Raw genomic sequence first — 13557 nt, forward strand, 5'->3', positions numbered from 1 at the left:
GTTCCTTTCGCGTTCGGCGCCCGCTAGCGCTTGAACTTCCCGTCCGACCCGATGATCGACAGCTCGGAATATTCCATTCCGGTGTGGTCGTCCGGGCCGAAGCTGATCTCCAGGCCGCCGAGGTCGAACTTCTGCAGGCCTTCCAGGGCGGTCAGCACCTTCGCGCGCGTCGGGTTCGGGCCGGCGCGGCGCAGGGCTTCCACCAGCACCTTGGCACCGGCGTAGCCCTCCAGCATGGCGGGGCTCAGTTCCAGCTTCTTTTCCTTCGCCAGCGCCGTCACGTCGCGCACCATGGCGTAGGCGACCGCGCGCTCGGACGGGAACACCTGCGTGACCATCACGCCCGGGCCGGCTTCGCCCAGGCCCTTGATGAAGCCCGCGGACGCATTGTTCGACAGCGTCACCACCTGGATCCCCGGCAGCGAGGTGCGCAGCGTCTTGATGCCCTCGACGACCGCGGTGCCGGAGGCGATCCACACCACGGCCTGCGCGCCCGACTTGCCGACCTCCTGCACGATCGCCTTGCAGTCCGGCTTGAGGCGGTCCGCCTTGATCGCCACCGTCGGGGAGATGCCGGCACGGTAGAAGCCCTTGCTCGCGCCTTCCAGCCCGTCCTGCCCGAACGAGTCGTCGGCATACACGACCGCGATGCGGTCGATGCCCAGCGCGCGCAGGTGCGTCACGGCCTTTTCCGCCTCGCGGTGGTACGGCGCGCGGACGTTGAAGACCTGCTTCTTCACGGGCTGGTGCAACACCATCGCCCCGGTCGAGGGCGCGATCAGCGGGACGCCGCTCTGCTCCAGCAGCGGCAGGATGGCCTCGGTGTGCGGCGTGCCCCGGTTCAGGAACAACGCGACGACGTTCTTGTCGACGACCAGCGCGCGGGCGTTGGTGGCCGCCAGGGCCGGGTCGAACTTGTCGTCCATGGAGATCAGTTCGATCTTCTGGCCGTGCACGCCCCCCTTGGCGTTGACGGCGTCGATCCAGAGCCTGGCCCCTTCCGTGATCTCCTTCACGCCGGCGGCGGAGGTGCCGCTGAAGCCGGCCGTCTGGCCGACGAGGATCTGGGACAGGGCCCACACGGGGGCCAGGGCGGCAACGGCCGCAACGATGAACCGCTTCACTTTCCTTCTCCCGCTCGCGCTTGGAGCGCCAGCTGTGACCAAGTGTAAACCGTAGGGTTTACAGGGACTTGAGGAAAGTCAGTCAGGAAAAGGAACCGGGTGCCTGCACCCGTTCGCCCAGGCCGCCTGTTGCTGCCGTGCCGAACGCGGCGAGCAGGCCGTCTATGCGTTCCCGCGCCAGCGCCAGGCAATGCTGGTGCGCGACCGCCTCCAGGATCTGGTCGCGCAACAGCCATAGCTCCTGCGCGCGTTCCGCCGTGTGCAGGCGCCAACGCAGGCGGTCGCAATCCGTGCCGTGGCAATCGTCGAGCGCCGCCAGCAACTCACGCCGGACGGCCTCCACCCCGGCTTCGGGCGGGCGCATCTGCCAGTCGACCGGGCAGCTCGGGGACCACTGCTTCCACGCATCCATGGTGTGGGAAGGATTAGGGAGACGGCGCACCATAGCGTAGAAGCCGAAGTGCGCAATAGGAATTTGCTGACAACGAAAGTAGGACAAAACGGCAAGACCCTTCCCCCAACCCGACCGTAGCGGGTCCCTACAATCTTCCGCCTTGCTTGCCAGAAGGCCTCCATGTCCCAGGGATCGATCCGCATCCGCGGCGCCAGACAACACAACCTGAAGAACCTCGACCTCGACCTCCGCACCGGTGAACTGACCGTCGTCACCGGGCCCAGCGGATCCGGCAAGTCCAGCCTCGTGTTCGACACCCTCTACGCCGAGGGGCAGCGGCGCTACGTCGAGACCTTCTCGGCCTACGCGCGCCAGTTCCTCGAGCGCATGGACAAGCCCGCGGTCGACCGGGTGGAGGGCGTGCCGCCCGCGATCGCGATCGACCAGACCAATCCCGTGCGCTCCTCGCGCTCCACCGTGGGCACGATGACGGAGCTGAACGACCACTTGAAGCTGCTGTTCGCGCGCGCCGCGCAGCTGTTCGACCGCAAGACGGCCCTGCAGGTGCGGCACGACACGCCCGAGACCATCTACGAGCAGCTGATGGAGCGCACGCGGACCTCGGATCCGCGCCTGGTCGTGACCTTCCCGGTGGAACTGCCCGGCGGCACCAGCGCCGAGGAAGTGGCGCAGTGGCTCGCCGCCAGCGGCTTCACCCGCGTGCAGGCGGAGCGCGAGGTGGCCACCCCCACCGGCCCGCGCAAGATCCTCGACGTGGTGGCCGACCGCTTCCGCATCCAGGGGGTGGAGAAGGTGCGCGCGATCGAGGCGATCGAGGTCGCGCTGAAGCGCGGTAGCGGGCGGGTGTGGGTGTACGCCGGCGACGCGGAGGAGAAGGAGGTCTGGAAGTTCTCCACCGGCCTGCACTGCCCGGACTCCGACATCCGCTACACCGACCCGGTGCCGTCGATGTTCTCGTTCAACTCGCCGGTGGGGGCGTGCGAGACCTGCCGCGGCTTCGGCCGCGTGATCGGCGTCGACTACGGCCTGGTGATCCCCAACGACAAGCTCACCCTGCGCGCGGGCGCCGTCAAGACCTTCCAGACCCCCGCCTGGTCCGAGTGCCAGGACGACATGCTGCGCCACGCCGAATCCGCCGGCGTCCCGCGCGACACGCCCTGGTACAAGCTCACGCCGGAGCAGAAGCACTGGGTGGTGCACGGCGCGCCCAACTACCGCGAGGGCAACTGGAACAAGCAGTGGTACGGGGTGAAGCGCTTCTTCGAGTACCTCGAGAGCAAGGCCTACAAGATGCACATCCGCGTGCTCTTGTCGAAGTACCGCAGCTACACGCCCTGCGACGCCTGCGGCGGCGCGCGCCTGAAGACCGAGCCGCTGCTGTGGCGCCTGGGCAGCAAGGCCGACGCGGACGCCGTGCTGGAGCCCTCCCGGCGCTTCCTGCCGGTGGGCGTGGACTGGACGCGCGAGCAGCTCGAGGCGCTGCCCGGCCTCTCGGTGCACGACCTGATGCTGATGCCGATCGAGCGCCTGCGGCGCTTCTTCGACCGCGTCGAGCCCGAGGCCGAGGCCCACGCGGGCGCCGGCGAACTGCAGGCGCTCAAGCTGCTGTTCGAGGAGATCAACACCCGCCTGCGCTACCTGGTGGACGTGGGCATCGGCTACCTCACGCTCGATCGCCAGAGTCGCACGCTGTCGGGCGGCGAGGTGCAGCGCATCAACCTGACCACGGCGCTGGGCACCTCGCTGGTCAACACGCTGTTCGTGCTCGACGAGCCCAGCATCGGCCTGCATCCGCGCGACATGAGCCGCATCACGCAGGCCATGCAGCGGCTGCGCGACGCCGGCAACACGCTGGTGGTGGTGGAGCACGATCCGGCCGTGATGCTCGCGGCCGACCGCATCATCGACATGGGGCCCGGACCCGGCGAGAAGGGCGGCTACATCGTGTTCGACGGTTCCGTGCAGGCGCTGCGCAAGGCCGACACGCTGACCGGCGCCTATCTCGGCGCGCGCAAGCACGTCGGCATGGGCTTCAAGCGCGCGGTGACCGATGCGACGCCGCGCCTCGTGCTGGAAGGCGCGCGCCAGCACAACCTGAAGAACCTGGCGGTGGAGTTCCCGCTGCAGAGACTGGTCGTGGTGACCGGCGTGTCGGGTTCCGGCAAGTCGACGCTGGTGCAGGACATCCTGGCGCCGGCGTTGCTGCGGCACTTCGGCCGCGCGACCGAGACGCCCGGCCTGCACGATCGCGTGCTGGGGGCCGATCACCTGGGGGACGTGGTGTTCGTGGACCAGTCGCCCATCGGCAAGACGGCGCGTTCCAACCCGGTGAGCTACGTCGGCGCCTGGGATGCGGTCCGCGAGATCTTCGCGACCTCGCCCCTGGCGAAGCAGCGGGGCTACACCGCGGCGAAATTCAGCTTCAACTCGGGCGACGGGCGCTGCCCCACCTGCGGCGGCTCCGGCTACGAGCACGTCGAGATGCAGTTCCTGTCGGACGTGTACCTGCGCTGCCCCGATTGCGACGGCAAGCGCTACCGGCCCGAGATCCTGGAGGTGGCGATCGAGCGGCAGGCCGCGGGTGCGAAGGATCCGCGCGTGCTGAACGTCGCCGACGTGCTGGAACTGACCGTGAGCGAAGCGGCCGCGCTGTTCTCCGGCGACCGCGAGGTGATCCGCGCGCTGCAGCCGATCGTGGACGTTGGCCTGGAGTACGTGAAGCTGGGGCAGCCGGTGCCCACGCTGTCGGGCGGCGAATCGCAGCGCCTCAAGCTCGCGGGCTTCCTGGCCCAGGCGGCGCGCTCGTCGACGCAGTCGCGCCAGGGCATCGCCACCAAGGGCACGCTGTTCCTCTTCGACGAGCCCACCACGGGCCTGCATTTCGACGACATCGCGAAGCTGATGCGCGCCCTGCGCAAGCTGCTCGAAGGCGGCAACTCGCTGATCGTGATCGAGCACAACCTCGACGTGATCCGCGCGGCCGACTGGTTGGTCGACCTCGGCCCCGAGGGCGGGGACGGCGGCGGCCTGCTCGTGGCGGAAGGCCCGCCGGAAGAAGTGAAGCAGCACCCGAGCTCGCACACGGCCAAGGCCTTGCGCGAGTACGACGGCACCCTCGGCGTCGAGGAGCCGGCGCAGCGAAATTGGGGTCAGATTCCAATTTCCCCGCGCGCTGCTGGCAAGGCCCATGATGTTGCCGGCAAATTGGAATCTGACCCCAATTTCGTGGAACGCCGAAGCGACGCGATCCAGATCGTCAACGCCAAGGAGCACAACCTCCAGAACCTCAGCGTCGACATCCCGCACAACAAGTTCAGCGTGATCACGGGCGTGTCGGGCTCGGGCAAGTCGACGCTCGCGTTCGACATCCTGTTCAACGAGGGCCAGCGGCGTTACCTCGAGTCGCTCAATGCGTATGCGCGCTCCATCGTGCAGCCGGCGGGGCGGCCCGAGGTGGATGCGGTGTACGGGATTCCGCCGACGGTGGCGATCGAGCAGCGGCTGTCGCGCGGGGGCCGCAAGTCCACCGTCGGCACGACGACGGAGGTGTGGCACTTCCTGCGCCTGCTGTACGTGAAGCTGGGCGTGCAGCACTGCGTGCACGACGGCGCCGAGGTGCGCCCGCAGACGCCGGACAGCATCGTGGCGCAGATCCTGAAGCGCTACCGCGGCCAGCACGTGGGCCTGCTGGCGCCGCTGGTGATCAACCGCAAGGGCGTCTACACCGAGCTGGCCGACTGGGCGCGGCCGCGCGGCTACACGCATCTGCGCGTCGACGGCAACTTCCTGCCGACCACGGGCTTCCCGCGCATCGACCGCTTCAAGGAACACACCATCGAGTTGCCGGTGTGCGACTTCGACGTCACGCCCGCCAACGAGGACCTGCTGCGCGAGAAGCTCGCGCTGGCGCTCGAACACGGCAAGGGCGTCGTGCACCTGCTGGCACCGCTCGACGGCCTGCGCACCGCCTTCAGCCAGGGCATGGCCACGCACGCGGGCATCGGCAAGGTGGAGGTGTTCTCGACGCTGCGCGCCTGCCCGGTGTGCAACACCAGCTACCCGGAACTGGACCCGCGCCTGTTCTCCTACAACAGCAAGCACGGCTGGTGCCCCGACTGCGTCGGCACCGGCGTGAAGCTCACGCGCGAGCAGCGCAAGGCCTTCGACGACACGCTGCTCACCGCCGAAGGCGACAAGGGGCGCGAGCAGACCTTCGCCGAGGCGGAAGTGGAGGACGTCTCCGACGAAGCCTGCCCCGCTTGCCAAGGCTCGCGCCTCAACGCGCAGGCCCGCGCGGTCCGCTTCGACGGCACCGCCATCTCCGGCATCGCCGCGCTGTCGGTGCGCGAGGTGCGCCAGTGGGTCCAGAGCCTGCAGGTGCGCGACGTGCTGAGCGCGCGCGAGCAGGGCATCGCGCGCGACCTGATCCCGGAGATCCGGTCGCGCCTGGAGTTCCTGGAGGAGGTGGGCCTCAACTACCTCACGCTGGACCGCGGCGCGCCGACCCTCTCCGGCGGCGAGGCGCAACGCATCCGGCTCGCGGCGCAACTCGGCTCCAACCTGCAGGGCGTGTGCTACGTGCTCGACGAGCCGACCATCGGCCTGCACGCGCGCGACAACCAGATCCTGCTGGACGCCCTGCACAAGCTGGGCGACAAGGGCAACACGCTGGTGGTCGTGGAGCACGACGAGGACACGATCCGGCGCGCCGACCACATCATCGACATCGGCCCCGGCGCCGGCAAGCGCGGCGGCCGCGTGATCGCGCAGGGCACGACGGAGGAAGTCACGCAGTCCGCGGACTCGCTCACCGGCCGCTACCTGCTGCACGCGATGAAGCACCCGCTGAAGCCGCGGCGGCTGGTGAACGGCGAGGACTCGGGCGGCGGCGCGATCCCGGTGGCCGAATCGCCCGCCGTGAAGATCAAGGGCAAGAAGCCCCGCTCCCTGCTCGCGCAGATGGCATCGGTGCTGCCTCCCCCTTTGGGCGAGGGCGGGGCTGGGGGCGCCTCCGCACCTACGTCCTATCTCAAGCTGAAAGGCGCCGACCTCCACAACCTCGACGATGTCGACGTCGACGTGCCGCTCAAGCGGCTCGTGGTCGTCACCGGCGTCTCCGGCTCCGGCAAGTCCACCCTCGCGCGCGACGTGCTGCTGCAGAACGTGCAGGCCGCCGTGCAGCAGCGTTCCACCAAGGCGGGCCGCGACGCCGACGATGCCGGCAAGCGCCCGAAGTGGATCGGTTGCAAGTCGCTGGACGGCTACCAGTCCGTCGACCGCGTGCTGGAGGTGGACCAGACCCCGATCGGCAAGACGCCGCGTTCCTGCCCCGCGACCTACATCGGCTTCTGGGACACGATCCGCAAGCTGTTCGCCGACACGCTGGAGGCGCGCGCCCGCGGCTACGGCCCGGGCCGATTCTCCTTCAACACCGGCGAGGGCCGCTGCCCGCTGTGCGAAGGCCAGGGCCTGCGCACCATCGGCATGAGCTTCCTGCCGGACGTGAAGGTCCCCTGCGAAGCCTGCCGCGGGGCGCGCTTCAATCCGGAGACGCTCGCCGTCACGTGGCGCGGCAAGAACATCGGCGAGGTGCTGCAGATGGAGGTGGACGAGGCGGTGGAGTTCTTCGCCGCCATGCCCAACATCAGCCATCCGCTGCAGTTGCTGCGCGACGTGGGCCTCGGCTACCTCACGCTGGGCCAGCCTTCACCCACCTTGTCCGGCGGCGAGGCGCAGCGCATCAAGCTGGTGACGGAGCTGTCCAAGGTGCGCGACGACGTCACGCGGCGCGGGCAGAAGGCGCCGCACACGCTCTACGTGCTCGACGAACCCACGGTCGGCCTGCACATGGCCGACGTGGAGAAGCTGATCCGCGTGCTGCACCGGCTGGTGGACGGCGGCCACAGCGTCGTCGTGATCGAGCACGACCTCGACGTGATCGCGGAGGCCGACTGGATCATCGACCTCGGGCCGGACGGCGGTTCGGCCGGCGGCAAGGTGGTGGCGGCGGCGCCGCCGGAGGAAGTGGTGGCCCGGGGCACGCACACCGGCAAGGTGCTGGCGCCGGTGCTGGCGCGGGCCTAGAGTGAAAAAAAAGGGCCCGCCGTGCGGCGGGCCCTTTCCTTGGGGACGACCCTTCGATCAGAAGCGGTAGCCGATGCTGATCGTCACGCCGTCGACCTTGACGCCGTCCTTGTCGGCGAGGCGCATCCAGTCCAGGCCCACGTAGGTGCGCGGGTTGAAGCTGTAGTTCAGGCCCACGCCGTAGGCGAAGTCGTTGTCCTGGCCGTCGATGGGGCCGCTCAGTTCGGTGCGGGCCCAGCCCAGGCGGCCGTAGGCTTCGAGATTGCCGAAGTCGTACTTGGGCTTCAGGAACACGCCGAAGGAGTTCTTCACCTTCTGGTCGTTGTCGGAAGACGTGTTGAAGGCCAGCATGCCTTCCGCGGCGAGATACGGGTGGAAGTTGTAGCCGATGATGCCGCGCAGGGCCTGCGGGTCGGCGCTGAAGCCAAAGCCCTTCACCGTCATGAACGAGTACCCCAGTTCCCCGTACAGCGGAGAGGTGGCGCGGGTTTGCGCCTGGGCGGTGCCGAGCACGAGCAGAGCGGCGGCGGCCGCGATAGCGATGCGTTTCATTGTTTCCCTTGGATGACTCTTGTGTAAGGCACTCGGGTATTCCCGAGTCCCTCCAGTGTCCAACTCGACCGTTGCGCGCGTCAATGGAAAGTGGGTAAAGACGTCTCCTGCGCGCGACGCGCCACTGCACTCGGTTGTAAGCTCAAGTGTGTGAAGCGCGGGCCTGCGCGCGCAAGCTTGTCCCGATCAAGCAATCCGCATGCGCGCGGGCCGCGTCTTCTTCACTGGCTTCCAGGAGGTAGTGCCATGAAGGGCCTGGTCCGTCCGCTTCTTCCCACCTTGTTGACTGCCTGCCTGTCCGCCTGTGGAGGCGGCATCGGCGTCACGTTCGTCGACGACGGCGGCGGCGACGAGGAGTTCGTGGACGACCGTCCCTTCCCCAGCGGCCGCGCGGGATCGGTGACGGTGAACGCGGCCAGCGACGCGCGGCTGGTCGGTACTTATGCGAGCAGCAACGTGCGCGCCACGCACGTGTTCCGGTTCTTTCCGCTGGGCGAGTTCCCGGAGACCTGCCGCTTCCAGTTCGAAGGGCTCACCGAGCCCCGGACGAACGCGTCCATGGCGGGCGAGATCCTGTACCTGCCGGGCACGGACACCGTCCACGCGAGCTTCGTCGTGATCGACTTCCGGGAGTTCCGGGTCAACGGCAAGGCGACGCTGGACCGCGCCGGCAACGCGATCGTCTTCGACCACGCGGTGTTGAACTCGACGCAGGGAACGACGCAGACGCTCACCATCACCGGCTCGGTCCCGATGCAGAACGAGTCCAAGCCGGCGGGTTGCTGAGCGTCGCGCAGGGCCGGCCTGGAAGCGGTACCCCAGGCTGGCAGCAAGGAGGACGTAGCTGAATGTCACGAAGGTTACTCGCGCGCCGCGAGCGGCCGCGAACTTCCGTCCGCGTCGGTTCCAATACGCGTCTGCCTTTTCCTCAGCTTCAGGAGACCCGATGCGCCGTCGTCATCTCGTCCAACTCGCCGCCGCCAGCCTCGCCGCGGCCAGCCTGGGCGCCCACGCCCAGGCCGGCTTTCCGGCCCGGCCGATCAAGTTGCTGGTCGCCTTCCCCGCGGGCGGGCCCACCGACATCACCATGCGCCAGCTCGCCGAGAACGCGGGCAAGGTGCTGGGCCAGCCCGTCATCATCGAGAACAAGCCCGGCGCCGGCGGCACCCTGCCCGCGCAGCAGCTGCAGTCGGCCGCGGCCGACGGCTACACGCTCGCGCAGATTCCGCTCGGCGTGTTCCGCCTGCCGTACACCACGAAGATCAGCTGGGACCCGGTCAAGGACATCAGCTACATCATCAACCTGACCGGCTATGCGTTCGGCATCGTGGTGCCGGTCGACAGCCCGATCAAGAACTGGAACGACTTCGTCGCGTACGCCAAGGCCAATCCGGGCAAGCTGAGCTACGGCTCGACCGGCACGCTGACCAGCCCGCACCTCACCACCGAACTGATCGCGCAGAAGCTGGGCATCCAGCTCAATCACGTGCCCTACAAGGGCAGCGCCGAGCTGACCCAGGCCATCACCGGCGGGCACCTCATGGCCGCGGCCGATTCGACCGGCTTTGCGCCGCTGGTGCAGGCCGGCAAGCTGCGCGTGCTGAACACCTGGGGCGAGAAGCGCCTCGAGAAGTTCCCCGATGCGCCGACGCTGAAGGAGCTGGGCCTCGACATCGTGCAGAACTCGCCCTTCGGCATCGGCGCGCCGCGCGGCACGCCGCCCGAGGTGGTGAAGAAGCTGCACGACGCCTTCCGCAAGGCCATGGAGGATCCCAGCTACGTGCAGGCCCTGGGCCGCTACGACATGCTGCCGATCTACATGGATGCCGCGCAGTACACCCGCTTCGCGCAGGAGACCTTCGCGCGCGAGAAGCAGCTGATCGAAAAACTGGGGCTGGCGAAGCCGCAGTGACCCGGTGGCACGGGCGTCGGCTCAGTCCGACGCGCGTTGTCGGCGGCGCGGCGCTCGCCGCCTTGCCGCGCCTTGGCACCATGGCGGCGAGCGAACGCCCGCCATGCCCAAGTCGCCGCACAAACCCCTGATCTGGCTGCCCGCGTGCCATCGCCACCTGGACCTCAACGATCCGGGCGGCTACAGCGTGCTCGCGGACCGCTACGCGCTCGCCGTGACGGCGCTCGGCCTGCAGCCGGTCCTGTTCCCGATGGCCGAGGCCGAGGACGTGCCCTGCCTGCTGGACTTCGTCCACGGCGTGCTGCTGACCGGCTCGCCCTCCAACGTGGAGGCCACGCACTTCGGCGCGACCGCCCTGGCCACCGACCTCCTCGACCCGCGCCGCGACAAGCTGACGATGCGCCTGGTGCGCGAGGCGCTGGAGCGCGGCGTGCCGCTGTTCGGCGTCTGCCGGGGGCTGCAGGAAATGAACGTGGCCCTCGGCGGCAGCCTGCACCAGGCCGTGCACGAACAGCCCGGCCTGCTGGACCACCGCGAACCGCCGGACGCGCCGCTGGAAGTGCAGTTCGCCGAGCGCCACGACGTGCTGCTGGAACCGGGCAGCCGGTTCGCGCATTGGGCGGGCGGGACGCGGGCGTGCGTCAACTCGCTGCACGGGCAGGGCATCAAGCGGCTGGGCGAAGGCGTGGTGGCCGAGGCGCGCGCACCCGACGGCCTGGTCGAGGGCGTGCGCGTCACCGGCGCGCCGGCCTTCGCCTACGGCGTGCAGTGGCACCCCGAGTGGCGCCACGAGAAGCACCCCTTCTACGAACGCACGCTGCACGCCTTCGCCAGCGCCTGCCGCGAGCACATGGAGGTGCGGGAGGAAGCCTGAGGGGGGCGCTGGCGCGCTGCGGGGGGGAGACGCGGACGCCGCCGCAGCCGACCGTGGGCTGGATCCGCCCCTTCAGGCGTTCGCCACCGGCAGGTGCAGGACGAAGCGGCTGCCGCCCTCCGCGCTGCTCAGGAGCTCCACCGTCCATCCGAGGTGTTCGGCGACCCGCCTGACGATGGCCAGCCCGAGCCCCGTGCCCTGGATCGAACCCACCGGCCCGTGCTCGTGCCGTTCGAAGATCCGGGTCGCGATCTCCCGCGGCAGCCCGGGGCCCGTGTCCTCGACGACCAGCGCCGAGGGGTGCACCTGCACCCGCACGTCGCCCCGCTCGGTGAACTGGCACGCGTTGCGGATCAGGTTGCCCACCGCGGTGGCGACGAGTTCGGGACGCGCCCGCACGAGCACGCCCGCGTGCTCCCCCGAAACGGCCAGCGTGACGGGCTTGCCGCTGAGGAGGGGGCGGCAGCGTTCCGCTTCGGCCTGCACGATCTGCGCGACGTCGGTGAGCGGTGCGTCCATCTGGTCCGGCGCCCGGGCGAGCAGCAGCAGGGCGGCGACGCGCGCGGAAGTCTCGGCGGCGGTGCGCCGGATCCGCTCCGCGATCTCCAACAGCTCCGGCTGCGAAGCAAGGCGCGCCTCCAGCACCTCGGCGGCGCCGAGCATCACCATCAGCGGGGTACGCAGCTCGTGGCTGACGTCGCCCGTGAAGAGTTGTTCGCGTTCGAGAAAGAGCTTCAGCCTCTGTTCGTGCTCGAAGAAGGCCCGCGCCAGCAGGCCCACTTCATCGTCCGCCGCCAGGAGCGGTGAATCCGCCCGCAGGGACTCGCGTTCCACCGCGTTCGCGAGTCGCGTGACGGGCGCGATGACGCGGCTCGCGGTGCTCAGGCCGGACAGGGCGGCCAGCGTGAGGCACAGGAGGAACGCGAGAGCGAGCGCGATCGACACGTGGTTTTCGATGAGTTCGAACTGGCTCTGGTCGTCCAGGACCGCGAATCGATGGCCTTCGCGGTCCCGGATGAGCACGTGCACGTCCCGCCCGCCGACCCGCACTTCGTGCACCCCCGGCGCCAGGTTGCGGAAAACCGGTGCCAACTGCGCTCCTTCCAGGACCACCGGGTAGCCGGGGATGGCGTGTTCCCGGCCCTTCAGGTGGTCCTCGATCAGCTTGTCGGCCGCATCCTGCAGTCGCTGGTACATGAACTTGTCCTCGATGATCTCCAGCGCCTCGAGGGCGATCGCGCTGAAGCAGGTCCCCAGGAACAGGGCCAGCAGCACATAGGCGCCTACGATGCGGCGCCGCAGCGACCACCTACGCTTCATGCGTGGCCACCAGCCGGAAGCCCACGCCGGGAAGGGTGCGCAGCATGGGGGAAGCGAAGGGCTTGTCCAGGACCTGCCGCAACGCGTGGATGTGCGTCCGCAGCGCATCGCTGTCGGGGCGGTCGTCCCGCCAGACTTCGTGTTCGAGCTGTTCGCGGGTCACGACTTCGGGCGCCGAGCGCAGCAAGGCGAAGAGAAGCAGGTAGCCCGTGGGCGTCAGGCGCAGCAACTGCCCCGCGCGGCGCGCCTCGTGCGTGCCCGGATCGAGCTCCAGTTCGCCGAACCGCAGCACGGCGTCGGCGGCGAGGGACGGGCCCCGGCGGGCCAGCGCCTTCAGGCGCACGTCGAGTTCCACCAGGGAGAAGGGCTTGACGAGGTAGTCGTCGGCGCCGGCTTCGAATCCCGCGACCTTGTCGGGAATGGTGTCGCGCGCCGTGAGCATCAGCAGCGGGGTCCTGAGGCGCAGGGACGTGCGCAGTTCCTGGCACACCTGCAGTCCGTCCATGCCGGGCAGCATCAGGTCCAGCACGATGACGTCGTACGGGTAATCCCGAAGGAATCCCAGGCCCGCCTTGCCCGTGCGCGCGGAGTCCAGTTCGTACCCGAGCGGCTCCAGGTACTGGTGCAGGTTCGCCACGATGTCCGGGTTGTCTTCGATGACGAGAACGCGCATGGAACGCTCCTCCGTGCAGGAGTGCATCGTGCCTTAACGCGCTCTTAACACCAAGACCCCTAGAGTGGAACCCAAGCGGTTGCTCGCCGGCCGCGCCGGAAAAGGAGTGACTGCAACCCCGATTCGACAGGACATGGGATCGAACCGCATCTCTCCTCTGGGTTCCTGGTCAGGCTCCTGGAGATGCAGTTCCCGTGCTTGAAGCCCGCCGCCATACGGGCTTTTCTTTTTCCTTCTCCTGACCGCGGCTCGCAACGTGCTCGCGCCGTGCGGACGCATCAAACTTCCCCTATAGCGTTATCTCGGCGATTCCACGCGGGAAGACCTCCATCTTTTGCTTCCACCGTAAGTGGGTATTCGAGGGTGTGGTTTTTCCCCGGCGACGGGCAAATTTCCCCTGCACGCCCCATGCAGAGGCGGGAGGATGGTCGCCCTAACCCATCCGTGGCGACTCTTTGTCCCAAGCCAGAATGGAAGCTTTTTGTGACCATGGTGACAGTCTTGGAGCGGCTTAAGTTAGTGCTGGCTTGAAATATGCAAATGGTGGTAAGTCGTGTGGCGAAACGCCGTGCGGCGAGACCAGAAGTTTCATCTTCACCGAGG

9 protein-coding genes are annotated in these 13557 nt (G+C 68.6%); 4 read left to right on the plus strand and 5 right to left on the minus strand.

What is annotated here, in order from left to right; all coding sequences use genetic code 11:
- Window positions 1-23 precede the first annotated feature (23 nt).
- Together JJ685_RS17330 and JJ685_RS17335 are read right to left on the minus strand one after the other, a co-directional pair.
- Window positions 24-1124 (minus strand): ABC transporter substrate-binding protein, encoded by a 1101-nt coding sequence (locus tag JJ685_RS17330; protein ID WP_201675573.1) that lies wholly within the window; start codon window positions 1122-1124, stop codon window positions 24-26.
- 82 nt (window positions 1125-1206) lie between these two features.
- A complete protein-coding gene (locus JJ685_RS17335; RefSeq protein WP_201675574.1) occupies window positions 1207-1536 on the minus strand; it encodes a hypothetical protein in 330 nt (109 codons plus the stop codon).
- A 162-nt stretch (window positions 1537-1698) separates the two neighbouring features.
- Between JJ685_RS17335 and uvrA the strand changes: the two genes are divergently transcribed.
- Window positions 1699-7623 carry an excinuclease ABC subunit UvrA gene (gene uvrA / locus JJ685_RS17340; protein ID WP_201675575.1) on the plus strand — a complete coding sequence of 1975 codons (5925 nt, stop codon included), beginning with the start codon at window positions 1699-1701 and terminating at the stop codon, window positions 7621-7623.
- A gap of 57 nt (window positions 7624-7680) precedes the next feature.
- Here the strand turns inward: uvrA and JJ685_RS17345 are convergent, their stop codons facing one another.
- Window positions 7681-8175: an outer membrane beta-barrel protein gene (locus JJ685_RS17345; protein ID WP_201675576.1), complete on the minus strand. Its 495-nt coding sequence runs from the start codon at window positions 8173-8175 to the stop codon at window positions 7681-7683.
- Between the two features lie 246 nt (window positions 8176-8421).
- On the opposite strand from JJ685_RS17345, the gene JJ685_RS17350 reads away from it, so the two are divergent.
- The 3 genes from JJ685_RS17350 (at window position 8422) to JJ685_RS17360 (ending at window position 10961) form a co-directional block, all read left to right on the plus strand.
- Window positions 8422-8961: a hypothetical protein gene (locus JJ685_RS17350; protein ID WP_201675577.1), complete on the plus strand. Its 540-nt coding sequence runs from the start codon at window positions 8422-8424 to the stop codon at window positions 8959-8961.
- Between the two features lie 160 nt (window positions 8962-9121).
- Window positions 9122-10087, plus strand: coding sequence for a tripartite tricarboxylate transporter substrate binding protein (locus tag JJ685_RS17355; RefSeq protein WP_201675578.1), 966 nt, complete (start codon window positions 9122-9124; stop codon window positions 10085-10087).
- A 103-nt stretch (window positions 10088-10190) separates the two neighbouring features.
- Window positions 10191-10961, plus strand: coding sequence for a gamma-glutamyl-gamma-aminobutyrate hydrolase family protein (locus JJ685_RS17360; RefSeq protein WP_201675579.1), 771 nt, complete (start codon window positions 10191-10193; stop codon window positions 10959-10961).
- A 72-nt stretch (window positions 10962-11033) separates the two neighbouring features.
- Here JJ685_RS17360 and JJ685_RS17365 read toward each other — a convergent pair whose 3' ends face one another.
- Complete coding sequence (locus tag JJ685_RS17365) at window positions 11034-12281, minus strand: sensor histidine kinase (protein ID WP_201675580.1); 1248 nt, start codon at window positions 12279-12281, stop codon at window positions 11034-11036.
- The gene (locus JJ685_RS17370) at window positions 12271-12954 is read right to left on the minus strand and encodes a response regulator transcription factor (RefSeq protein ID WP_201675581.1); all 684 of its coding nucleotides are present in this window, start codon (window positions 12952-12954) and stop codon (window positions 12271-12273) included. The genes JJ685_RS17365 and JJ685_RS17370 overlap by 11 nt, the downstream gene beginning before the upstream one ends.
- Between the last annotated feature and the right edge of the window lie 603 nt (window positions 12955-13557).

It is taken from the genome of Ramlibacter monticola (genome assembly GCF_016722785.1).
GTDB classification, from domain to species: domain Bacteria; phylum Pseudomonadota; class Gammaproteobacteria; order Burkholderiales; family Burkholderiaceae_C; genus Ramlibacter; species Ramlibacter monticola.

Excerpts from the sequence above, each read along its gene's own strand:
- JJ685_RS17360 (WP_201675579.1), top strand. The coding sequence starts at position 10,191 with ATGCCCAAGTCGCCGCACAAACCCCTGATCTGGCTGCCCGCGTGCCAT.
- JJ685_RS17365 (WP_201675580.1), bottom strand. The coding sequence starts at position 12,281 with ATGAAGCGTAGGTGGTCGCTGCGGCGCCGCATCGTAGGCGCCTATGTG.
- uvrA (WP_201675575.1), top strand. The coding sequence starts at position 1,699 with ATGTCCCAGGGATCGATCCGCATCCGCGGCGCCAGACAACACAACCTG.
- JJ685_RS17335 (WP_201675574.1), bottom strand. The coding sequence starts at position 1,536 with ATGGATGCGTGGAAGCAGTGGTCCCCGAGCTGCCCGGTCGACTGGCAG.
- JJ685_RS17370 (WP_201675581.1), bottom strand. The coding sequence starts at position 12,954 with ATGCGCGTTCTCGTCATCGAAGACAACCCGGACATCGTGGCGAACCTG.
- JJ685_RS17345 (WP_201675576.1), bottom strand. The coding sequence starts at position 8,175 with ATGAAACGCATCGCTATCGCGGCCGCCGCCGCTCTGCTCGTGCTCGGC.
- JJ685_RS17355 (WP_201675578.1), top strand. The coding sequence starts at position 9,122 with ATGCGCCGTCGTCATCTCGTCCAACTCGCCGCCGCCAGCCTCGCCGCG.
- JJ685_RS17350 (WP_201675577.1), top strand. The coding sequence starts at position 8,422 with ATGAAGGGCCTGGTCCGTCCGCTTCTTCCCACCTTGTTGACTGCCTGC.